This is a genomic window from Methyloversatilis sp., assembly GCF_051861465.1.
Taxonomy (GTDB): domain Bacteria; phylum Pseudomonadota; class Gammaproteobacteria; order Burkholderiales; family Rhodocyclaceae; genus Methyloversatilis.
In genome coordinates, this window is record NZ_JBHYCQ010000003.1 from 301,319 (window position 1) to 322,758 (window position 21,440).

Annotated in this window: 22 protein-coding genes; 9 read left to right on the plus strand and 13 right to left on the minus strand. The window is 67.2% G+C overall.

Annotated features, from left to right (window positions below; genetic code table 11):
* Position 1 precedes the first annotated feature (1 nt).
* The gene (locus tag ACTIFF_RS06105) at positions 2 to 1,018 is read right to left on the minus strand and encodes a glycosyltransferase family 2 protein (protein WP_439536025.1); all 1,017 of its coding nucleotides are present in this window, start codon (positions 1,016 to 1,018) and stop codon (positions 2 to 4) included.
* 195 nt (positions 1,019 to 1,213) lie between these two features.
* On the opposite strand from ACTIFF_RS06105, the gene ACTIFF_RS06110 reads away from it, so the two are divergent.
* Positions 1,214 to 2,134 carry a PEP-CTERM sorting domain-containing protein gene (locus ACTIFF_RS06110; RefSeq protein WP_439536026.1) on the plus strand — a complete coding sequence of 307 codons (921 nt, stop codon included), beginning with the start codon at positions 1,214 to 1,216 and terminating at the stop codon, positions 2,132 to 2,134.
* Positions 2,135 to 2,242: 108 nt separating this feature from the next.
* On the opposite strand, the gene ACTIFF_RS06115 is transcribed toward ACTIFF_RS06110, so the two are convergent.
* The 4 genes from ACTIFF_RS06115 to ACTIFF_RS06130 all read right to left on the minus strand — a co-directional run bounded on the left by ACTIFF_RS06115 (position 2,243) and on the right by ACTIFF_RS06130 (position 6,282).
* Entirely contained in the window at positions 2,243 to 2,647 is a 405-nt protein-coding gene (locus tag ACTIFF_RS06115; protein WP_439536027.1) for a group II truncated hemoglobin, read from the minus strand.
* 224 nt (positions 2,648 to 2,871) lie between these two features.
* On the minus strand, positions 2,872 to 4,584 hold the full coding sequence (locus ACTIFF_RS06120; protein ID WP_439536028.1) for an ABC transporter ATP-binding protein: 1,713 nt from the start codon (positions 4,582 to 4,584) through the stop codon (positions 2,872 to 2,874).
* Between the two features lie 50 nt (positions 4,585 to 4,634).
* Positions 4,635 to 5,732, minus strand: coding sequence for a transglutaminase-like domain-containing protein (locus ACTIFF_RS06125; protein WP_439536029.1), 1,098 nt, complete (start codon positions 5,730 to 5,732; stop codon positions 4,635 to 4,637).
* Positions 5,733 to 5,757: 25 nt separating this feature from the next.
* On the minus strand, positions 5,758 to 6,282 hold the full coding sequence (locus tag ACTIFF_RS06130) for a redoxin domain-containing protein (protein WP_439536030.1): 525 nt from the start codon (positions 6,280 to 6,282) through the stop codon (positions 5,758 to 5,760).
* A 126-nt stretch (positions 6,283 to 6,408) separates the two neighbouring features.
* Between ACTIFF_RS06130 and ACTIFF_RS06135 the strand changes: the two genes are divergently transcribed.
* The 4 genes from ACTIFF_RS06135 to ACTIFF_RS06150 all read left to right on the plus strand — a co-directional run bounded on the left by ACTIFF_RS06135 (position 6,409) and on the right by ACTIFF_RS06150 (position 9,567).
* Entirely contained in the window at positions 6,409 to 7,641 is a 1,233-nt protein-coding gene (locus tag ACTIFF_RS06135; RefSeq protein ID WP_439536031.1) for a glycosyltransferase family 4 protein, read from the plus strand.
* 51 nt (positions 7,642 to 7,692) lie between these two features.
* Positions 7,693 to 8,631 (plus strand): carbohydrate kinase family protein, encoded by a 939-nt coding sequence (locus ACTIFF_RS06140; protein ID WP_439536032.1) that lies wholly within the window; start codon positions 7,693 to 7,695, stop codon positions 8,629 to 8,631.
* Between the two features lie 121 nt (positions 8,632 to 8,752).
* A complete protein-coding gene (locus ACTIFF_RS06145; protein ID WP_439536033.1) occupies positions 8,753 to 9,196 on the plus strand; it encodes a hypothetical protein in 444 nt (147 codons plus the stop codon).
* The gene (locus ACTIFF_RS06150) at positions 9,193 to 9,567 is read left to right on the plus strand and encodes a YchJ family protein (protein ID WP_439536034.1); all 375 of its coding nucleotides are present in this window, start codon (positions 9,193 to 9,195) and stop codon (positions 9,565 to 9,567) included. Before ACTIFF_RS06145 ends, ACTIFF_RS06150 begins: the two co-directional genes overlap by 4 nt.
* 49 nt (positions 9,568 to 9,616) lie before the next feature.
* Here the strand turns inward: ACTIFF_RS06150 and ACTIFF_RS06155 are convergent, their stop codons facing one another.
* Both ACTIFF_RS06155 and ACTIFF_RS06160 read right to left on the minus strand, forming a co-directional pair.
* A complete protein-coding gene (locus ACTIFF_RS06155; protein ID WP_069038688.1) occupies positions 9,617 to 9,823 on the minus strand; it encodes a hypothetical protein in 207 nt (68 codons plus the stop codon).
* A gap of 208 nt (positions 9,824 to 10,031) precedes the next feature.
* On the minus strand, positions 10,032 to 10,775 hold the full coding sequence (locus tag ACTIFF_RS06160; RefSeq protein WP_439536035.1) for a glutathione binding-like protein: 744 nt from the start codon (positions 10,773 to 10,775) through the stop codon (positions 10,032 to 10,034).
* Between the two features lie 114 nt (positions 10,776 to 10,889).
* Here ACTIFF_RS06160 and ACTIFF_RS06165 point away from each other — a divergent pair, with 114 nt between their 5' ends.
* Genes ACTIFF_RS06165 through ruvB form a run of 3 tightly spaced genes read left to right on the plus strand, consistent with a single transcriptional unit; the run spans position 10,890 to position 13,294 of the window.
* On the plus strand, positions 10,890 to 11,528 hold the full coding sequence (locus tag ACTIFF_RS06165; protein ID WP_439536092.1) for an MBL fold metallo-hydrolase: 639 nt from the start codon (positions 10,890 to 10,892) through the stop codon (positions 11,526 to 11,528).
* Between the two features lies 1 nt (position 11,529).
* A complete protein-coding gene (locus ACTIFF_RS06170; RefSeq protein ID WP_439536093.1) occupies positions 11,530 to 12,219 on the plus strand; it encodes a pseudouridine synthase in 690 nt (229 codons plus the stop codon).
* A 4-nt stretch (positions 12,220 to 12,223) separates the two neighbouring features.
* The gene (gene ruvB, locus ACTIFF_RS06175; RefSeq protein ID WP_439536036.1) at positions 12,224 to 13,294 is read left to right on the plus strand and encodes a Holliday junction branch migration DNA helicase RuvB; all 1,071 of its coding nucleotides are present in this window, start codon (positions 12,224 to 12,226) and stop codon (positions 13,292 to 13,294) included.
* 4 nt (positions 13,295 to 13,298) lie between these two features.
* Here the strand turns inward: ruvB and ACTIFF_RS06180 are convergent, their stop codons facing one another.
* The 3 genes from ACTIFF_RS06180 to ACTIFF_RS06190 all read right to left on the minus strand — a co-directional run bounded on the left by ACTIFF_RS06180 (position 13,299) and on the right by ACTIFF_RS06190 (position 17,541).
* Positions 13,299 to 14,543, minus strand: coding sequence for a multifunctional CCA addition/repair protein (locus ACTIFF_RS06180; RefSeq protein WP_439536037.1), 1,245 nt, complete (start codon positions 14,541 to 14,543; stop codon positions 13,299 to 13,301).
* Between the two features lies 1 nt (position 14,544).
* Entirely contained in the window at positions 14,545 to 15,501 is a 957-nt protein-coding gene (locus ACTIFF_RS06185) for a complex I NDUFA9 subunit family protein (protein ID WP_439536038.1), read from the minus strand.
* Positions 15,502 to 15,621: 120 nt separating this feature from the next.
* Positions 15,622 to 17,541: a transglycosylase SLT domain-containing protein gene (locus tag ACTIFF_RS06190; RefSeq protein ID WP_439536039.1), complete on the minus strand. Its 1,920-nt coding sequence runs from the start codon at positions 17,539 to 17,541 to the stop codon at positions 15,622 to 15,624.
* 98 nt (positions 17,542 to 17,639) lie between these two features.
* Between ACTIFF_RS06190 and ACTIFF_RS06195 the strand changes: the two genes are divergently transcribed.
* A complete protein-coding gene (locus ACTIFF_RS06195; protein WP_439536040.1) occupies positions 17,640 to 18,224 on the plus strand; it encodes a 5-formyltetrahydrofolate cyclo-ligase in 585 nt (194 codons plus the stop codon).
* 55 nt (positions 18,225 to 18,279) lie between these two features.
* On the opposite strand, the gene ACTIFF_RS06200 is transcribed toward ACTIFF_RS06195, so the two are convergent.
* The 3 genes from ACTIFF_RS06200 to ilvA all read right to left on the minus strand — a co-directional run bounded on the left by ACTIFF_RS06200 (position 18,280) and on the right by ilvA (position 21,352).
* Positions 18,280 to 18,807, minus strand: coding sequence for an SRPBCC family protein (locus tag ACTIFF_RS06200; protein WP_439536041.1), 528 nt, complete (start codon positions 18,805 to 18,807; stop codon positions 18,280 to 18,282).
* 68 nt (positions 18,808 to 18,875) lie between these two features.
* Entirely contained in the window at positions 18,876 to 19,844 is a 969-nt protein-coding gene (locus ACTIFF_RS06205; protein ID WP_439536042.1) for a beta-propeller fold lactonase family protein, read from the minus strand.
* Positions 19,841 to 21,352 (minus strand): threonine ammonia-lyase, biosynthetic, encoded by a 1,512-nt coding sequence (ilvA, locus tag ACTIFF_RS06210; protein ID WP_439536043.1) that lies wholly within the window; start codon positions 21,350 to 21,352, stop codon positions 19,841 to 19,843. Before ilvA ends, ACTIFF_RS06205 begins: the two co-directional genes overlap by 4 nt.
* Between the last annotated feature and the right edge of the window lie 88 nt (positions 21,353 to 21,440).

Sequence of the window (21,440 nt, forward strand, 5' to 3'; positions counted from 1 at the left end):
TTCAGTCTTCGAGCCGGTCCGCGTGCGCCACCGGCTCGCACCGCACCAGTTCCGCCACGACATACGGCGGCCGGCCCTTCACCTCTTCGTACACCCGCGCCAGGTATTCGCCGAGGATGCCGATGAACAGCAGCTGCACGCCGGAGAAGAACATGATGCTGACCACCACGGTCGGCCAGCCGGGTACGTCGACGCCCAGCAGGATTTTTTCTACCGTGATGAACAGACCGTAGGCGAAGGCGATCGACGACAGCAGCAGCCCGGTCAGACTGGCCATGCGCAACGGCAGTACCGAAAAGCTGGTCAGCCCGGTCCACGCCAGCCGCATCAGGTTGAGCCGGTTGAAGGTGGTGACGCCGGCCGCGCGCGGCAGTGGCGTGTAGGGAATGCCGATCGAACGGAAGCCGACCCAGGCGTACATGCCCTTCATGAAGCGCTGGCGTTCCGGCAGCGCGAGCAGGGCATTGACGACGCAGCGGTCCATCAGCCGGAAGTCGCCGGCATTGGGCGGGATATCGAGCCGGCCGCCCATATTCATCAGGCCATAGAAAACCCGGGAGCCGAGCCGGTTGAACAGGCCCTGTTCGCCGCGGTCGGCGCGCACCGCATAGACCATGTCGTAGCCGTCGCGCCAGCGCGCCAGCATGTCACCCAGCAGTTCGGCCGAATGCTGGCCGTCGGCATCCATGCAGACCACCACGTCGCCGCGCGCGTACTGCAGCCCGGCGGAAATCGCCGCCTCCTTGCCGAAATTGCGCGAAAAGCGCACCAGCGTGACCGGCAGGCGAGCCGCGCAGTCGCAGGCGATCCGTGCCGTCGCGTCGCGGCTGCCGTCATCGACCACCACCAGTTCGAAGGCGGGTGTCAGCGCCGACAGGTGGCGGGCAATCATGTCGAGTGTGGCGGCCAGCGCGCCCGCTTCGTTGTAGGCCGGGATGACGATGCTGACGCAGGCGGGCGGGCCGATGCGTCGTGAGGAAGGCTGCAGACGGGTGCCGGCGGGGTCGGTCGGAATCATCGTGGGGTGCCCGCGCGGGTGACAGCGCCGGGCCGGAACGCGGCGAGAAGGATTGGCAAGATGCGCAGTGTACCGGCCTGCAGACTCTGTCGGGAGGCTTTACAGCACCGGTTGATAGTTAGTGTGCGCAGTTGTTTGCAATTGCAAGTGCATGAAAACAAACACGATCCAATGGTGTGGCATGGCGATTGCTAAATGCGTCCTGTCAGGCTCGAAGCGATGGACGTCGAGTCACCACACAACGATGACGCGGGCACGCTCTGGCTTTTCGCCCGCCACGATCAGGACACCATGATGAAATTCTCGAAAATTGCACTGACACTGGCGCTTGCCGCATCGGCCAGCCACGTTTCCGCCGCCATCATCGCTTCGGATGATTTTTCCTACGCGACCGGCGCGCTCAACGGCGCCAACGGCGGTACCGGGTGGGGCGGCGGCTGGAGCGCCACGGGCGCTGCTTCGGTCAGCGATCCGGCGGTTGATCTGGACGGCAACCGCGCGGCCTCCTTCACCTCGAACGCGGGCAACGCGGCGCACCGCGCCCTGTCATCGACCTTTACCGGCGACAGCGTGTTCGTCAGCTTCTTCATTCAGGTGGCGACCGGTTCGAACATCGGCAACAACGACTTTCTGGGCCTGTGGCTGCAGAACGGCGCCGCCAACGAAGGTTCGAATCGCCCGACGCTCGGCCTGAAGGGCAACGAGGTGACCAACGACGCGTCGCGCAACGACCTGTTCGTGCGTACCACGGGCAGCAATGGCAGTTTCCTGTCGTCCAGCAACGTGATTCTCGGTCAGACCTATCAGATCGTCGGCCACCTGTACCGCAACGCTGCCGGCAACTACACCAACTTCGACGCCTGGCTGAACCCGACTGCAGGCGACCTCGGCACGCCGGACGCCAGCTTCGTCGGCAATTCGGGCATCAACCAGATCACGCGCGTCGGCATCCGTACCGCGAACCTCGATCAAGGCGACAACATCCTGATCGACCGCGTCGTGCTGGCGACGACTTTCCGGGAAGCGATCGGCCAGCCGATCCCCGAACCGGGCGCACTGGGTTTGCTGGGCCTCGGCTTGGCCGGCATGGCGTTCATGCGCCGCCGCAGGGCCTGAGTCGGCGACGCACGGGTCGGACGACCGTGCGCTCGACGTACTTTCGCCTTGGGGCAGCTTCGGCTGCCCCTTTTTCGTTGACGCCCGGGATCCGGGGACGCTGTGTCCTCAGGGTCTGTTCTTGAGCGCCCCGGCCGCGCGGGTCAGGTGCTGCATCAGATTCGGCGCGACATCCATCGGAATGTCGGTCGCCTCGATGGCATGCACCATGCAGCGCAGCCAGGACACGACTTCCTCCTGACCGATGGCGACATGCGCATGCATCTGACGCAGGTTGGAATGGCCCATGCGCTCGGCGTAGTAGCGGGGGCCCCCGAGAAAGCCGCACAGGAACTCGAACTGCGCCTCGCGCAGGTGGGCCACGCCGAAACCGTGCTGGTGCAGCGCGTGTACCGGCGCCCCGTCCGGGTGGGTTTCGACGATGTCGTAGAAGGCATTGACCAGCCGGCGCAGCGGCGCTTCGCCACCGATCTGCTGGAACATGCTGGGCGGTCGGGTCGCGCCGCTGTTCATGGGGTCTCCTGGACGGGGCTGCGTGTTGGGCATCGCTGCGCTCACCCCAACCTACAGTGACCGCAAAAGCCTGCAGCATCCGCTGCCCCGCCGACTCGCCGCAATACCCCGGTGGAGGTACGCGTCGAGCACCGCCCGCACGTCGGTTGGGGTGAGCGCAGCGATGCCCAACTCCGACCTTCGCAAGCCGCCGCCGCATCCCGGCCGAAGCGGCGCAACCCCTATCAGGCCGGCACGGCCGCGGAGGGGCCAACCAATTGCCCGGCATCCATCGTCAGCACGCGGCCCATGCGCTCGAAGGCGCGCGGTCGGTGCGCGATCAGGATGACCGTGCGGCCGGGCGCGTGATCGCTCATCAGCGCGTCGATCACGCGCGCTTCGGTGTCGGCGTCGAGCGCCGACGTGGCTTCGTCCAGCAGCAGCACGGGCGCGTCGCGCAGCACGGCGCGTGCGAGGCCGACGCGCTGGCGCTGGCCACCGGACAAGCTGTGTCCTTTCTCGCCGACCGGACTGTCGAGGCCGTCGGGCAGCAGCGCGATCACGTCGTCGAGCTGCGCGATGCGGCAGGCATCCAGCAGGTCGAGTTCGCTCACGTCGCGGCCCAGCGTCAGGTTGTCGCGCAGCGACAGGCTGAACAGTTCGGTTTCCTGCGGCACCACGGCGATCTGGTGCAGCAGCGCCTCGTGCCGGATGTCGGACAGCGGCACCTCGTCGACCGCCAGCCGTCCCGATTCCGGCGGGTAGAGCGCGAGTAGCAGCTTGACCAGCGTGCTCTTGCCGGAACCCGAACGCCCGGCGATGCCGATGTGCTCGCCACGCCGAATCGTGAAATCGAGCGGGCCGAGCACGCGCCGGCCGTCGTGCGCAAAGGTGAGGGCTTCTGCGCGCAGCACCTGCCAGTCGGCCGGCCAGTCCAGCGTGCCGTGCTGCGCGGTCTGCGGCGCGAACAGCGGCATCATGCGGCCGAGGTTGGAGGTGCGTTCGATCATGGTCTGCACGCGGTCGGTCATGTCCATCGACGCTTCGCGCAGCGTGTTGAAGTAGGCGGTGTAGGTGAGTACCAGCCCGACCGACAGTCCGCCTTCCATCACGCCCCAGGCCACACCCAATATGTAGAGCGACCAGGCCAGCGCGGTATGCAGCTGGAACAGCATCCACTTGGTGTTGGTCAGGCGCAGCCGGCGGTAGGCGAAGTCGCGCGCCGCCTGTTCGCGTGCGGCGACCCGCGCCGTCATGTCGGCGCCGGCATTCATCGCCTTCACCGACAGGATGTTGGCGGCGCTTTCGACGAAGCTGCCGCTGGCGTTTTCCATCGACGCATTGATCTGGTCCGACAGCTTTGCGATGCGCCGGTAGAAGTACCACTCGATGAAGCCGAGTACGCCGCAGTAGTACAGGAAGAAGAACACCGTTGCCGGATGCAGCAGCATGCAGGCGATCAGCGCGCCGAAGAAGGCACCGGAAGCCGTGAGCAGCGCATTGACCAGGTCGCTGGTCCAGTCGCGCACCGCGTCGGCGCCGGTCAGCACGCGCTGAGCCTTGTTGCCGGTGCTTTCCTTCTGGTGCCAGCCAAGCGAAAAGCCGAGCAGGCGCTCGAAGCCCCATACCTTGGCGCGCATGCGCGCATCGATCGACATGCGGCCGATCACCCGCTTGGTGGACAGCCGCACCAGCGCAACCACCGCATGCGCCACGCCCAGCGTGGCGATCAGCGTGTACATCGGCGTCAGTGAATCGCCGCGCTGCCAGCCGATCAGGAAGTCGGCGACCTGACCGATCAGGAAGGGCGGCAGCATCGGGTAGAACTGCACGACGCCGAGCACGCAGATGAACAGCAGATAGCGTCGCCGATCCGTGTCCAGAAAGAACCGGATGGCGCGCGGGACGTCGGTCAGGCGGAAGTGCGCGTCGGCGCGCAGGCGGCGGGAGTCGTTCACGATGACGGACCGGCGCGCCCGGACGGCCGCGCCGGCGGACGCAGTCGGGCTCAGGCGGTCACTTCCTTCGACGTGATGGCATAGACGAAGCTGGCCGCATCGAGGCTGTCGGCGCGCCCGGCGGATGTTTCCAGCTGCGGATACATCAGGAAGGGGATGGCCGGCCCGGTCGCTTCCGGCAGCTTCAGGTCGTGCGCCACGTTGTAGGCCAGCCAGTTCATTTCCCACGAACCGAACAGCGCCTTGCGCGCAGCCACCACGACGTCGTCCTTCAGCGTCAGGCCCGGGCGCTCTTCCAGCACCACCTTGCGCACGTCGGCCGGATCGACCGGCACCCAGCCGAAACCGGCCAGCCATACTTCGGCGCGACAGTGCTGCGCCTTCGTGATGTCGCCCGCCTTGCCCAGGCTCTTGTAGCCGAACTTCGAATCCGCCACGCGCACGCCGTAGACGTCACGCGCCGGCAGCCCGGCAGCACGTGCCAGACCGACGAACAGCGCATTCAGGTCGGCACACTTGCCGCTCAGGTTGCCGCTCTCCAGCATGCTGCGGATGTCGCCCAGACCGCAGCCGCGGGTTTTCGGGTTGCGTTCGGTGTTGTCGCAGATCCACTCGTAGATCGCCCGCGCGCGTTCCAGATCGGTGCTTGCACCCTGGGTGATCTTCAGCGCAGTGTCGCGCACGATGCCGTCGGTCGGCAGCAGTTCGGTGGCCTGCGTGTAGAGCTTGTGCGCTTGCGCATCGAGCGGCGCGACGGCGCCCGGACGGCTGAAATCGACCGCGCGGTCGCGTGTCGCGAAGCGGTTCACCAGCTCGATCACCGGCGCCTCCTGACCGGCGCGCCACTGCGCCACCAGCATCTTCGCGCCATACACGGTGTCTTCTGCGATGCCGGCGCGCGCGGCGTTGCCCTGCCAGTCGCTGGCCAGCGGTTTGATCCAGTCCGCGTTGTCGATCGACGGCAACGGAATCCATGCCGTGGCCACCTCGCCGCGCGTGACCGGCGTGACGACGGTGGTCACCTCGAAGGTGCGCCAGCCGGCGTCCGGCGACGGATTGAAGGCGGGCTGCGCAGCTGCGCCGGTCCGCGGCAGCACGCCGGACAGGCCGGCCAGTGCGGAAGACTGGATGAAACGACGACGATCCATGGTGAGGCTCCGATTGATTCAACAGCTATTTCAGCAGACGCCGCAGCCGATCCAGCACCGCGTCGTCCTCCCATTCGATCACGCCCTGCGCACGCGCCACGATGCGATGCTGCCGGTCCAGGATCACCGTACAGGGCAGCAGACGCGCCCCCCACAGCCGGCTCAGCCGCTGGTCGCGGTCGTGCAGCACCGGCAGCGCAAGGCGGGCGCGCTGCATGAACAGCGCGGCGTCGGCATCGCGGTCGGCCACCGCCACGGTCAGCACGACCAGTCCGGTGCCCGCCAGCCTCTCCGGCAGGCGCGCCAGCGCAGGCATTTCATCGCGACAGGGTTCGCACCACGACGCCCAGAAATTGATCACCACAGGCTGACCGGCATGGCGGGCAAGCTGCTGCGCCAGACGCACATCCTCGCCCACCGGTACAGCAGCCGGCGCTTCGGTGACCAATCCGGCCACCAGACCGGCGGCAGACGCCGGGCCGCACAGGGCAAGCCAGAACAGAAAGGACGGCAGCGCGCCCCTTGCAGCGCAGTGGAGTGTCGCCCACATCGAAGTTTTCGTCTTCCTTTTTGTTCGAATGCCGGAGTTGGTTGCGCTAATGGACATCAGGTCGCTGTCATGGTTGCGTCACCGTGCCGTCATGGTGCTGCATTGGCCGGTCGCGACACTGCGCGGATGCGACCGGACGACGCCGACGACGAACTCGCCTTCACCGTGGAACGACTGCACGCGGCAGACGAACCGCTGCGCATCGCCGTGGTGACCGAAACCTATCCGCCGGAAATCAACGGGGTTGCGATGAGCCTCAAGCGCATGCTCGACGGACTGCTGGCGCGCGGCCACCGCATCCAGCTGATCCGGCCGCGCCAGCACGCGGACGATACCGCGATGCAGTCGGGCGCGCTGCACGAAGTGCTGGCGCGCGGCATGCCCATTCCGCGCTACGGAACGCTGCGCGTCGGCCTGCCTGCCAAGCAGAAGCTGGCCCGGCTGTGGGCGGTCGAGCGTCCGGATCTGGTGCACCTGGTCACCGAAGGCCCGCTCGGCTGGTCCGCCATGGCCGGCGCGCGCAAGTTGAAGTTGCCGGTGACCAGCGACTTCCGCACCAATTTCGACGCCTACAGCGCGCATTACGGCATCCGCTGGCTCAAGCGCCCGATTTCCGCCTACCTGCGCCGCTTCCACAACATGGGCCACGAAACCTTCGTGCCGACCCGTGCCATGCAGACGCAGCTGATCGACTGCGGCTACCGCAACGTCGAGGTGGTGGCGCGCGGCGTCGACACGCGGCTGTTTTCGCCGCAGCGGCGCAGCGCGGCATTGCGCACCGCCTGGGGCGTCGGCGAGCGCGACCCGGTGGTGGCATTCGTCAGCCGGCTGGCGCCGGAAAAGAACCTCGACCTCGTGGCGCGCGCCTTCGAGGCGCTGCGCGCGCAGCGCCCGGACGCGCGCATGCTGTGGGTGGGTGATGGCCCGGCACGCGAGTCGCTGGCGCGACAGTACCCGCATCACCTGTTTGCCGGCATGCGCACCGGCGACGACCTGGCCACCCATTACGCCAGCGCCGACCTGTTCCTGTTCGGCAGCCTGACCGAAACCTTCGGCAATGTGCTGACCGAGGCGCTGGCCAGCGGGCTGCCGGTGGTGAGCTACGCGCAGGCGGCTGCGGCCGAACTGGTGGTGCCGGAGCGCAACGGGCTGCTGGCCACGCCGGGCGACGAAAACACTTTCATTGCGCAGGCGGTGCGCGCCGGGCTGGATGACACGTTGCGCGCCGGCATGGCGGTGCATGCGCGCGCCAGCGTCGAACAACTGGGCTGGGACAGCGTGGTGGACGCCTTCGCCGCCCGGCTGCGTGCCACGGTGCTTCATGCCGAGGCAGTGCGCAGCGCGCGTTCGCGAGGCTGAAACGGCGGCGGAAGCCCGTATACTGGCGCTTTTCGCCACCGGTCTGCCTTCATGTCCGTCCTCATCTGCGGCTCCATCGCCTACGACACGATCATGGTATTTCCCGATCGTTTCAAGCAGCACATCCTGCCTGACCAGATCCACATCCTGAACGTGGCCTTCCTGGTGCCCGACATGCGGCGCGAATTCGGTGGCTGTGCCGGCAACATCGCCTACAACCTGAAGCTGCTCGGCGGCGAGCCGCTGATCATGGCCACGGTCGGCCACGACGCCGGCCCCTACATGGACCGCCTCGCATCACTCGCCATTCCGGCCACCCATGTGCGACGGATCGACACCGCCTTCACCGCGCAGGCCTTCATCACGACCGATCTCGACGACAACCAGATCACCGCCTTCCACCCGGGTGCAATGAATGTGTCGCACGAGAACAGCGTGTCCGATGCTGCGGGCGTCAAGCTGGGCATCATCGCGCCCGATGGCCGCGACGGCATGATTTCGCACGCGCGCCAGTTTGCCGATGCCGGCATCCCGTTCGTGTTCGATCCGGGTCAAGGGCTGCCGATGTTCGGCGGCGACGATCTGCTGAACTTCCTGGATCTTGCACGCTGGTGCACGGTCAACGACTATGAAGCCCGCCTGTTGTGCGAGCGCACCGGTCTGACCGAAGCGCAGATCGCGGAGCGGGTCGAGGCGCTGATCGTGACGCGCGGCGCCGAAGGTTCGCGCGTCTATGCGGGCGGCTCGGTGACCGAAGTGGCCTGCGTGCCGGCCGATACGCTGGCCGACCCGACCGGTTGCGGCGATGCCTACCGCGGCGGCCTGCTGTACGGCCTGTCGCGCGGCGCCGACATCATCGCCTCGGCGCGTCTGGCGTCGGTCATGGGATCGATCAAGATCGCCAGCCGGGGCGGGCAGAACCACCTTCCGACGCGCGACGACATCGCCGCGCGTCATCGCGCCGCCTTCGGCACGGCGCTCGCATTCTGAGTGTCCGGACGATCCTCGAAGGCCGAAACATGCGCTCACCATTGGTTGGCTGACGCGCCGTGCGGCACGCGGTAAAAAGTCAGCATGGCCGCGATGTCGCGGCCGCATACGGAGAAGCATCATGAATCGCATCGCATTGCCTGCCCTGTTGCTGGCCGGCATCGTTCTCGCAGGTTGCCAGTCCAGCCTGTCGGGAGACACCTATTCACGCGAACAGGCGCGGCGCGAAATGTCGGTCCGCCAGGGAACAGTGGAAGGCGTCCGTGCCATCACGATCGAGGGCACGAAGTCGAACATCGGCACCGCTGCGGGCGCAGCGGTGGGCGGCCTGGCGGGCGGTCAGGGATCCACTGCCGGCGCCATCGCCGGCGCTGTGGTCGGCGGTGTGACCGGCGCATTCATCGAGGAAGGTGCGACCCGCCGCAAAGGGCAAGAAATCACGATACGGCTCGACACCGGCAACGTGATTGCGGTGGTGCAGGAAGGCGACGACAAGTTCGCGATCGGCGAGCGCGTCCGCCTGGTCGGCGCCAGCGGCAACACCCGGGTGACACGCGCGCAATGAGTCGGTGCGTGTGCGGCAGCGGTCGCCCCGAGGCCGACTGCTGCACACGTCACCATGCCGGCGAACCGGCTCGTACCCCCGAAGCACTGATGCGCTCGCGCTACAGCGCCTACGTGCTCGGTCTGACCGATTACCTGCTCGCCACCTGGCACCCGACGACACGTCCGGCCACCCTGACACTTGATGATGCCGGGTTGAAGTGGCTGGGGCTGGATGTGCGTCGCTGCATGATGCAGGACGCCGATCACGGCACGGTTGAATTCGTCGCCCGCAGCAAGCTCGGTGGACGCGCGCACCGGCTGCATGAAACCAGCCGCTTTGTACGCGAGAACGATCGCTGGTTCTATCTCGACGGCGACTTCGCGGCCTGAATTTCGCAGCCCGATTCACCCCGCCGCACGCGCACTCACCTGCCGATGCTCAGTAGTCGTCGGCGCCAGCGCTTTCCTCTTCTTCGTCCTCGTCGTAGTCATCGACCGCCTCTTCCGCCACGCGGGCTTCAAGGAAAGCCTTGAAATCATCGGGGTCGGTGAATTCGTCGATGAACTCGGCGAGGATGCTGACGACGGTATCCGGATCCCATTCGCACTCGTCGGCGGCGTCGTGAATCAGCTTTTCGGCACTCATTGCTTTCTCCCGAAGGACTGGACAGATGCGACCAGGGTCTGTTGACATCGAATGACGAACCGGAGGTGCGAGAGCCCGGATGTGCCGGGCTCCGCGGCGATCTGCGATTCAATGTCAACAGGCCCGACGCAGTGCTGGAAAGCCTAGCACAGGCCGATCCGCGCTTCATCGTGCAGCGCGTCGAACAACGCCGGGAGGCGTTGCCGTGTCAGACGCCCTGAGTCTTGCCCACGGTGTCGGCGTTCTGCCCGAACAGCAGCTTGCTGGAGACTTCGTCGACCACCGGTTTGTCGCTGACCTGCACGCCGCGCAGATATGCCCGCACGGTGGCCGAACGGTCGCGGATGGTTTCGTGCCAGCGCTTCAGATGCGGAAAGTCATCGAGATTCATCTGCTGGCGCTTGTGCGGGACGGTCCATGGGTAGCTTGCCATGTCTGCAATGCCGTACTGCCCGCCGGCGATGAAGTCGCGATCGGCCAGATGCTTGTTCAGCACGCCGTAGAGGCGCGAGGTTTCGTCGACGTAGCGGCGGATCGCATAGGCGATCGGCTCTGGCGCGTACTGCACGAAATGGTGGTTCTGGCCGGCCATCGGGCCGAGCCCGCCGACCTGCCAGAACAGCCACTCCAGCGTCTGGACTCGCTGGCGCAGCCCGGCTGGGATGAACTGGCCGGTCTTTTCGGCCAGATAGAGCAGGATCGCGCCCGACTCGAACACCGACAGCGGTGCGCCGCCGTCCGCCGGCGCATGGTCGACGATGGCCGGCATGCGGTTGTTCGGCGAAATGGCCAGAAACTCCGGCCGGAACTGCTCTCCTGAGCCGATGTTCACCGGCACGATGCGGTGCTCGATGCCGGATTCTTCGAGGAACATCAACACCTTGTAGCCGTTCGGCGTGGGCCAGAAATGAAGGTCGATCACGATGTGCTGCCCCGTTGCAGTCAAGTTCATCGACCCTAACTGCTGCCTGCAATACGCGCCAGTTGCATCTTGCCCCGCATGTGGCGGATGCCTCGCGCACCCACCACGTACAATGTGCTGTTCCTGCCTTTTCGCGCCTGTCGCATGCTCCGTCACGCCATCATTCCGGTCACCCCGTTCGAACAGAACTGCACGCTGCTGTGGTGCGACGAAACCATGAAGGGCGCCGTGGTCGATCCGGGCGGCAATCTCGAACGGGTGCTGGCCGAAGTCAAACGGCAGGGCGTCACGCTGGAGAAGATTCTGATCACGCATGGTCATCTCGATCACGCGGGCGCCACGCAGGATCTGGCCGAACAGTTCGACCTGCCGATCGAAGGCCCGCACCCGGACGACAAGTTCTGGATCGACGGCTTTCCGGTGCAGTCGCAGATGTTCGGCTTTCCGCCGTGCCGGCCCTTCGTGCCGACGCGCTGGCTGGCCGACGGCGACACCGTCACGGTCGGCAACGTGACGCTCGACGTCGTGCATTGCCCGGGCCACACGCCGGGTCATGTGGTGTTCGTCGACCGCGTCGGCCGGCTGGCCCAGGTCGGCGACGTGCTGTTCGCCGGATCGATCGGCCGCACCGACTTTCCGCGCGGCAACCACGCCGACCTGATCCGCTCGATCCGCGAAAAACTGTTTCCGCTGGGTGACGACATCCGCTTCATTCCGGGCCACGGCCCGATGTCGACCTTCGGCGAAGAACGCCAATACAACCCACACGTTGGACAACGCTGACATGCAGCTCGAACGCATCCTGCAGAGCCAGGGTTTCGGCACCCGCCGCGAATGTCGCGCCCTGGTGCGCCTCGAACGCGTCACCGTACGCGGTGACGTGATCGACGACCCGTTTGCCGACATCGATACGACCGACCTCGACTACACCGTCGACGGCGAAGCCTGGCGCTATCACGCGCCGTCATATGTGATGCTGCACAAGCCGGCCGGCCACGAATGCTCGCAGAAGCCCAAGCACCATCCGGCGGTGTTTTCGCTGCTGCCGTCGCCGCTGGTGGTGCGCGCGATCCAGTGCGTCGGCCGGCTCGACGAAGACACCACCGGCCTGCTGCTGCTGACCGATGACGGCCAGCTCATCCACACGCTCACGTCGCCCAAGCACGGTGTGCTCAAGCGCTATGTCGCCACCGTGAAGCACCCGGTGGATGACGCGATGCTCAAGGCGCTGGGCAGTGGCGTGGCATTGAACGATGCACCCGACGTGTCGGTCGCCGCACATGCGGTCGAACAGCTCGACGCGCACCGGATCGCCATCACCATCGGCGAGGGCAAGTACCACCAGGTCAAGCGCATGGTGGCCGCTGCCGGCAACCGGGTCGAGGCACTGCATCGCGTGGCCGTCGGCCGGCTCGAACTGCCGGCCGATCTGGCGCCCGGCGAGTGGCGCTGGTTCGATCCGGCCGAGGTGTGATGCCATGATCCATACCGATCCGCTGCAGGCAGCCGCCGAACGTCTGGTGTCGGCCGCGCCGGCCGACGTCAAGGAAGATGCGCTGGAGCGGGCGTTGCGCCCGAAGCGGCTCGACGAATACATCGGTCAGGTCAAGATCCGGGAACAGCTCGACATTTTCGTCGCCGCGGCGCGCGCGCGGCGCGAGCCGCTCGATCACGTGCTGCTGTTCGGCCCGCCCGGTCTGGGCAAGACCACGCTGGCGCACATCGTCGCCGCCGAAATGGGCGTGAGCCTGCGCCAGACCTCGGGCCCGGTGCTGGAACGCGCGGGCGACCTCGCGGCCATCCTCAGCAACCTCGAACCGAACGACGTGCTGTTCATCGATGAAATCCACCGCCTGAGCCCGGTGGTGGAGGAAATCCTGTATCCGGCGCTGGAGGATTTCCAGATCGACATCATGATCGGCGAAGGCCCGGCGGCGCGCTCGATCAAGCTCGACCTGCCGCCCTTCACGCTGGTCGGCGCCACGACGCGCGCCGGCATGCTGACCAATCCGCTGCGCGACCGTTTCGGCATCGTCGCCCGGCTCGAGTTCTACACCGCCGACGAATTGGCGCTGATCGTGCGCCGCTCGGCGCGCCTGCTCGACTGTCCGATGGATGACGCCGGCAGCGTCGAGATCGCCCGTCGCTCGCGCGGCACGCCGCGCATCGCCAACCGCCTGCTGCGCCGTTGCCGCGACTACGCGCAGGTGAAGGCCGATGGCGCCATTTCGCGCGAAGTGGCCGATGCCGCGTTGACCATGCTCGACGTCGACAGCCTCGGTCTGGACATGATGGACCGCAAGCTGCTCGGCGCGGTGATCGACAAGTTCGATGGCGGCCCGGTCGGCGTGGACAACCTCGCTGCCGCGGTCGGCGAGTCGCGCGACACGATAGAAGACGTGATCGAGCCGTATCTGATCCAGCAGGGATATCTGCAGCGCACGCCGCGCGGGCGCATCGTCACCGCGGCGATCTACCGCCACTTTGGGCTGGGCGCGCCGACACCCGCAATCGCGTCGCTGTGGGACGACGCGAAACCCGCCGGCTGAGTGCTCAGTCCGCGGCGCGCAGCGCCGCCACGGCGGCGATCCGCGCCGCCTGCACTTCGCGCGCGATGGCGGCTCCGCTGTCCGGCGATCCCGTCCTGCCCTTGTCGGCCATCGCGCGTGCGATCGCGCCCGCGTCGACGGCCCGGAACGCCGTTGCAGCCCGGCGCACGATGACGGCCTGCGGATAACCGGCGGCGTCGAAGCCGGGCCGGCTGCGCTGGTCGGCTTCGCAGGCGAGCAGCATGTCGGCCAGCCGTTCCGGCTTGCGCATCACGTCCAGCCGCTCCAGCAGTTTCACCATCGTGTCCGCGCGCAGTTGGGCGGCACGGTGGATGTTGGTGTGCTCCTGCGCGACCAGCCGGCCGATGTCGGCGATGTCGGTCGGCACGCGCAGGCGCTCGGCCAGCGCGTGCGCCAGCTTCACGCTGCGCGCCTCATGGGCGATGTGGCGTGGCCATTCTTCGCGCGGCGTCGTGCCCTTGCCCAGATCGTGCGCCACCAGCGCCCAGCGCGTTGCCAGTGACGCCTGGTGGCCGGCGGCCCAGTCCAGACACTGCAGCAGATGGATGCCGGTATCGATTTCCGGATGATGCCTTTCCGGCTGCGGCACGCCGAACAGCGCATCGACCTCGGGCAGCACGACGGCCAGTGCGCCGCACTCGCGCAGCACCTCGAGCATGCGTGAAGGTCGCGCTTCCATCAGGCCGCGCGACAGCTCCTGCCACACGCGCTCGGCAACCAGGGCGCCGGCTTCGCCCGCCTCCACCATGCCGCGCATCAGCGCCAGCGTTTCCGGCGCGACGGTGAAATCGACGAAGCGGGCGGAGAAACGGGCCAGCCGCAGGATGCGCACCGGGTCTTCGGCAAAGGCGGGGCCCACATGACGCAGCACGCGCGCCTCGATGTCGGCCCGACCGTTGCACGGATCGATCAGCGTGCCGTCATCGGCCCGCGCGATCGCATTGATCGTCAGGTCGCGCCGCTGCAGATCCTCTTCCAGCGTGACCGATGCATCGGCGTGGAACACGAAACCGCGGTAGCCGGGCGCGGTCTTGCGCTCGGTGCGCGCCAGCGCGTATTCCTCGTGCGTATCGGGATGCAGGAAGACTGGAAAGTCGCGGCCGACCGGCGTGTAGCCGGCGGCCCGCATGCCGTCCGGTGTGGCGCCCACCACCACCCAGTCGCGGTCACCGGCCGGCAGCTGCATCAGCTCGTCGCGAACCGAGCCGCCGACGCGGTAGATGCGCACCTTATCTGCCTGCCTTCGAACGCGCGCGCTCAAAGCGGTCAGTCGGCGTGAAGTCGGCGAGGCAGCGGCTAATCTCGCTTTCCAGTGCGGCGGGTGTGAAGCCGAACGGCAACGTGCAGCCGGCGTCGCACACGTTGTCAACGCTCATCGAACGCAGGTTGTCGCGCGACATCAAGGTCGGGCCCGGTGCCAGTTCGAGCGCCAGCGCCTGCAGCGATGCCAGCGGCCCCGGCAGGCCGATGACGCACGGATCGCGGCCGATGGTGCGTCCGGTCAGCTGCACCAGTTCGCGCATCGTGTAGACCTTTGGCCCGCACAGCGGATACACCTGACCGATGCTGTCGTCGCTGTCGAGCGCATGCACGATGCAGCGCGCCACATCGCGTACATCCACCGGCTGATAGCGCGTGTCGGCGCCGGCCAGCGGCATCACCGGAAACAGCTTCAGCAGCCCGGCGAACAGGCGCAGGAAGCATTCGCCGTCGCCGAACACCAGCGACGGCCTGAATATCGTCCATTCGAGTCCGCTGGCACGTACGGCGTCTTCACCGGCGGCCTTCGAACGCTGGTACTCCGACGGCGCGTCCGCGGCCGCGCCCAGTGCGCTGACCTGCACCATGCGCGGCACGCCCGCGGCCTTCGCGGCGACGGCGACGGCGCGCGGCAATGCGACGTGCGCGCGGTCGAAATCTGCACCCCACGGGCTGCCGCTGCGCGAATGCAGGATGCCGACCAGATTCACCACGGCATCGACGTCCTGCATCAGCCGGCTCAGCGTGGCGGCATCGTTCACGTCGGCTTCGACCACATCGACCGTCGGCAACAGGATGAGATGCTTCGCGCGGTCGCGCCGGCGCGTCGGCACGACGACGCGGATCGTGCGCTCTGCAAGCAGGCGGGCGACGTGGCTGCCGATGAAGCCGCTGCCGCCGATCAGGAGAACTGTGGAAAGGGACATCGAAATCACTCTGGTTGAACAACGGCGATCATGCTACCAGCGTCGCCGCCGGGGGATGCGTGACCGGGATCAAGGCGTCGGCCCGCCGATCCCGGGGTGCGATCCGATGCCGGCGGACGCCTAGATCGGATCATCCGGCAGCGCCCCCGGACCGGGTTGTATGGTGCCGAGGCGTTGCTTCAGTCCGGGGCTGTCCGGCAGCCCGAACACCAGGCTGTACAGCACTGCGTTGGCCATCACTTTCTTCACGTAGTCGCGCGTTTCGTTGAAAGGGATGGTTTCCGCGTAGATCGCGCCTTCGAGCGGCCTGGCGGCACGCCACTTCTTGGCTCGTCCGGGCCCGGCGTTGTAGCCGGCGCTGGCGAGCACCGGGTGATCGTCCAGGCTGTCCAGCACCAGGCGCATGTAGCTGGTGCCGAGCAGCAGGTTCGTGTCCGGGTCGGCGATCTGGGAAGGCTTGTAGCCGTTCAGCCCGATCTTCTTCGCCACCCACTGCCCGGTTGCCGGCATCACCTGCATCAGGCCCTGCGCGCCCGCCGAAGATTTCGCGCGCGTGATGAAGCGGCTTTCCTGCCGCATCAGCCCGTACACCCAGCTCAGATCGAGCGAGCGGGCGCGTACATGCGGTTCGACATCGCTGCGCATCGGTGACAGATAGCGCAACGAGTAGTCGTGCTCCAGCGTCGTGCGGTCGGCGCTGTTGATGGCGCGGTCCCACAACTTGTGGCGCAGCGCGACGTGCGCCGCGGTGAGCAGGGCGCGGTCATCGGCATCGCGGATGGCCCAGTTCCATTCGCGTACCGCCTCGGTGCGCAGGTCGAGCTCGAACAGCTTGAGCGCGCGCGCGATCGCCGGCGTTGCCTCGGCACGACGGATCTCATCGACAGACGGGGCGGTGGCCTGCGGCGGCAGGCGGTGAGGCTGGTCCAGCTCCTCGGCCGCCAGCAGGCCATAGAAGTGCGGCTCGCCGGCAATGCGCCGCCACGCGGCGTGTGCCTGATCGACGTGTCCGGTCGCACTGCGCGCCCGGCCGTCCCAGTAGATCCACTCGGGCTTTTCGGCCAGCGACTGCGGCATGCGGCCGATGATGTCGCGCAGCAGCTTCCAGTTCGTCGCGCGCAGTGCGGCGCGCGCGCACCAGGCCAGGGCTTCTTCGCCCTGCAGCGCATCATCGGCCGACCGGCACCACTGCACCGCGCGCGTATCGTGCTGCTGCGCGCCCTGCCAGCCGAGCTGTTCGAAGGCGTATCCGCGCTCCTCGGCGCTGAAACGGGCGGCAATGACTTCCAGACTCCGTTCCGCGCCGCGCACGTCGCTGCGCGCACGGCGTGCGATGGCCATCAGCGCCAGTTCGCGGCCGCGCCGGGTGATCGAGAAATTGGCGGGCTGGCGATCGAGCCAGCGCGTCGGGTTGCTGACGATGTCGTCCAGCGCGCTGGCCGGCGGCTGAGCGGCGGCCGGCAGCAAGGCAAGCGTGCTGCGCGCCTGACCGGGGCGGCGCACTTCCATGTGACGGCGCGCGCGCAGCCACACCTCATCTTCCGTCAGGCGGCCTGCGTCGAACAGCGCGGCAAAGACGGGCAGGCAGGCCGAGGGCGGCTCGTCCATCGTCGCCCACAGCAGCTTGGCGTCGGCGAGCGCGGCCTGTTCGGCGGCGTCGAGCCGGGCGCGCAGCGCGTGACAGCGCAGATCGGCTTCGGGTGTCGGCGAGCTTTGCGGCAGCAGCGCGTACTCGGCACGATAGTCGCTCCACTGTTCGGCTTTCGCCAGCTGGCGCAGCCAGTCCGAACGCAGGCGCTGTGCGACGAGCGTACCGGCGTGCTGTTCGAGGAAGGCGGCGACGCGGTCGGGCGAGGCGCGGTCGAGATCGAGGCGCAGCCGGTAATAGTCGATATACGACGCCAGAACGTGCGACTGCATTCCGGCGGCGTGGCGTTCGAACGCCTGCCGGTTGCCGGCGGAAAATGCATCGCGCGCAGCGATGAAGGCGGCGTCACCATTGGCCTGCGCTGCAGGCGCGAACAACACGAGCGCCAACATGAGGGGGCGAAAAGCGCGCCGGATGTGCGCGCCGGGGTGAAAGTGCATGGGCATCTGCTATCGTTTTCGCTTGCTGATACTCATGATACCGCCCGCACGTGAATGTTCCCGATGATCGCGCCCGACGGCGCGCAATTCGCCTGTCGCTGGTCAGCCGGCGTGAAGCCATGCCGGCCACTGCGCTGGCCCCGTGGCATGCCGCCATTGCGCGCCATCTTGAGGTTTTACTGGCGCAGCTTGCGCCCGCCTCGATCGGTTTCACCTGGCCGTATCGCGGCGAATTCGATGCGCTGGCCGTCGTGCGCGACTGGCTGGCCGGCGATGCAGGGCGCTGGGCGGCGCTGCCCGTGGTGGGTGAGAAGGGTCAGCCGATGACCTTCCGTCGCTGGACACCCGAAAGCCCCATGGCCAGTGACCGTTATGGCATTCCGTACCCGGCGCAGGGCGAGCCGGTGGTGCCCGAACTGTTGCTGATCCCGTGCAACGGTTTCGACGCACGCGGATTCCGGCTCGGTTATGGCGCAGGCCATTTCGACCGCACGCTGGCCGCACTGACGCCCGCGCCGCGCGCCGTCGGCATTGCCATCGAGGATGGACGTCTCGACGATCTCGACCCGCAGCCGCACGACATCCCGATGGACTGGATCGTCACCGAAGCCGGGGTTTTCGGGCCTTACCGATGAGCGACGGACGAAAAAAAGCCGGCGCAGGCGCCGGCTTTCCTGTCACCCGGATCACTTACTTTTCCAGCACCGCCTTCAGGTTTTCCAGGCCGCCTTTGTACACGCCGGTGATGGCGTTCAGCGCCGCTTCGTCGTCCTCGCCCTTCGGTGGGTCGTTGTTCATGTACTTGCGGTAGAAGGCGCCGCGCCATTCCACCACGGTGGTACCGCCTTCACCGGCCTTCACCGTCATGTTGGAACTGTAGTTGGTGACCGGCAGCGCGCCGCCATCCTTGGCGCGGTAGGAAAACTTCTTTGCAGCCGGATCGATGGACTCCAGCGTTTCGATGACCTGACCGCCGCCCTTGAGATTCAATGTGCGGACCGAACCGACTTCGCTGCGATTGGTGGCGGTGCTGCTTTCGACCGCCGGATGCCAGCCATGCAACTTCGTGAAGTCGCCGACCTTGTCCCATACGGCTTCCGGGCTGGCCTTGATCGTGATCGACTCGAACGCCTTCTGGCGCGTCGGTCCGTGGGCGTGTGCAAAGGTGGCGGCAAGGGATGCAGCCAACATAATGATGAACGCCGAAACTGCGCGCATGGTGTCTCCTCGGTTGTCAAAAACGGTTGTTGCAAAGGGCGCGACGATAGCCGCAGGCGGCGCAGCGATCAAGGCGCGGGCGGCGAGCGGTGAATGAAACGGCCGAAGCCGCGCGGGTTGCGGCCCAGCTCGATGGTGCCGCGCGCCGCACCGGTCTGCGCGTCGAACACGCCGACCAGATCGTCCATCCAGCTGACGACCAGCAGTGTATTGCCGGTCACCGCGACGCCCTCGGGATAAACGACCGAAGGCCAGGTCGCGATGACCTGACGTTGTGCGGTGTCGATGACCGATACGCTGTCGCCCTGCTGATTGGTCACATAGGCGCGCGCGCCGTCGTCCGAAAACGCGATGCCGTACGGCCCCTTGCCGACCGGCAGCGTCGCCACGGTGCGCTGCTGCGCGATGTCCACCACCGATACGTCATTGCTCCACACATTCAGCGCGTACAGCGTGCGCCCGTCCGCCGACAGTTCCAGCGCGAATGGATGGTTGCCGACCGGCAGCGTCGCCACCTGCTTCATCTGCGCGAGGTCGAGCACGCCGACCGCGTTGTCGTCCCGGTTGGCCACCCAGACCGTACGGCTGTCAGGCGAGGCGACCAGTCCGGCCGGCGCATTGCCGACCGCGATTTCGCCCAGCGCGGCGTGTGTGGCGGCGTCGAACACCAGCACGCGGTGCGAAAACCAGTCCGCCACCAGCAGTCGTCGGCCGTCCGGCGTCACCGTGATGCCGACCGGGCTTTTGCCGGCCGGGATGCTGCCGGTGACCTGACGCGTTGCCAGATCGATGACGGTGATGCTCGCACTGTCCGGGCTGCTGATGAAGGCCTTGCCCGCCGCCTCGCTCACCCACACGCCGGCCGGTGACTTGCCGGCGGGCAGCGCGGCGATCACGCGCGAGGTGTCGAGGTCGACCACGCTGACGTCGTGCGAGCCCTGGTTCGTGATGTAGGCGAGCGGGCCGGCCAGGGCGGCGGCACTCGTCATTGCACCGAACGCCAGCGCCGCCAGCCCTGCGATCAGCGACAAGTTCATCCGAGGAACAGCCTGTAGGCCGGGTTGTCGGTTTCGTCGCGGTAGGCGTAGCCGAGCGCGTCGAGGAAGGTCTGCAATGCGGCCCGATCGCTCGCCGGTACCTGCATGCCGACCAGCACGCGGCCATAGTCGGCGCCGTGATTGCGGTAATGGAACAGGCTGATGTTCCAGTCGCGGCTCATCGCTTCGAGGAATTTCATCAGCGCGCCCGGACGTTCCGGAAATTCGAAGCGGTACACCTGTTCCTGGCCGGCTTCCGGACTGCGCCCGCCGACCATGTAGCGGACGTGCAGCTTGGCCAGTTCGTCGTCGGTCAGATCGAGCGCGGGATAGCCGTTCGCCACCAGATGGCGCACCAGCTCGGCCGCCTCGTCGCGCCCCGATACCTGCACGCCGACGAAGGCGTGCGCCTCCTTTGCGTCCTTGTAGCGGTAGTTCAGTTCGGTGATGTTGCGCCGCCCGAACAGCGCCACCAGTTCGCGGTACGCACCGGGCCGCTCCGGCAGCGTGACCGCCAGCACCGCTTCGCGCGACTCGCCGATTTCGGCGCGCTCGGCGACGAAGCGCAGACGGTCGAAGTTCATGTTGGCGCCGGAGGCGATCGCCACCAGCGTCGCGCCCTTCACGTTGTTCTTCGCCGCCCAGGCCTTGGCGCCGGCCACCGCGAGCGCACCGGCCGGTTCGAGAATCGAGCGCGTGTCCTCGAACACGTCCTTGATCGCCGCGCAGATGGCGTCGGTATCGACCAGCACCATTTCATCGACGTACTGTTGCGCCAGCCGGAAGGTTTCCTCACCGACCAGCTTGACCGCCGCACCGTCGGCGAACAGCCCGACGCTGTCGAGCTGGATGCGCCGGCCGGCCGCCAGCGACTGCGCCATCGCGTCGGCGTCCGACGCCTCGACGCCGATGATGCGGGTGTTCGGCCGCAGGCGCTTGATGTAGGCCGCGACGCCGGCCACCAGTCCGCCGCCGCCCACGCAGCAGAACACCGCGTCGATCGGTTTCGGATGCTGACGCAGGATTTCGACGCCTATCGTGCCCTGACCGGCGATCACGTCCGGATCGTCGAAGGGGTGCACGAAGGTCAGGCCCTGTTCCGCTTCGAGCGTGCGCGCATGGGCGTAGGCTTCGTCGTAGGATTCGCCCGCCAGCACCACCTCGCCGCCGCGTGCCGCGACCGCATCGACCTTGATGCGCGGTGTCGTCGTCGGCATGACGATGACCGCACGGCAGCCCAGCTTCGCCGCCGACAGCGCCACGCCCTGCGCGTGATTGCCGGCCGAGGCGCAGATGACGCCGCGCGCGCGCGCTTCGGGCGACATGTTGGCCAGCTTGTTGTAGGCGCCGCGCAGCTTGAACGAGAACACCGGCTGCATGTCTTCGCGCTTGAACAGCACGGTGTTGCCGATGCGCCGCGACAGGTTCGGGGCGAGGTCGAGCGGCGTTTCGATCGCCACGTCGTACACTTGCGCGTTCAGGATCTTTTCGAGGTAGTCGATGTGCATGATGGGGATACAGCCTTGCGCGCGCCGTCGCGGGAATGGCCGGCGCACAGGGGCGCAAGCCTAGCAGCGCGCGCGCTCTGCCGGCAAA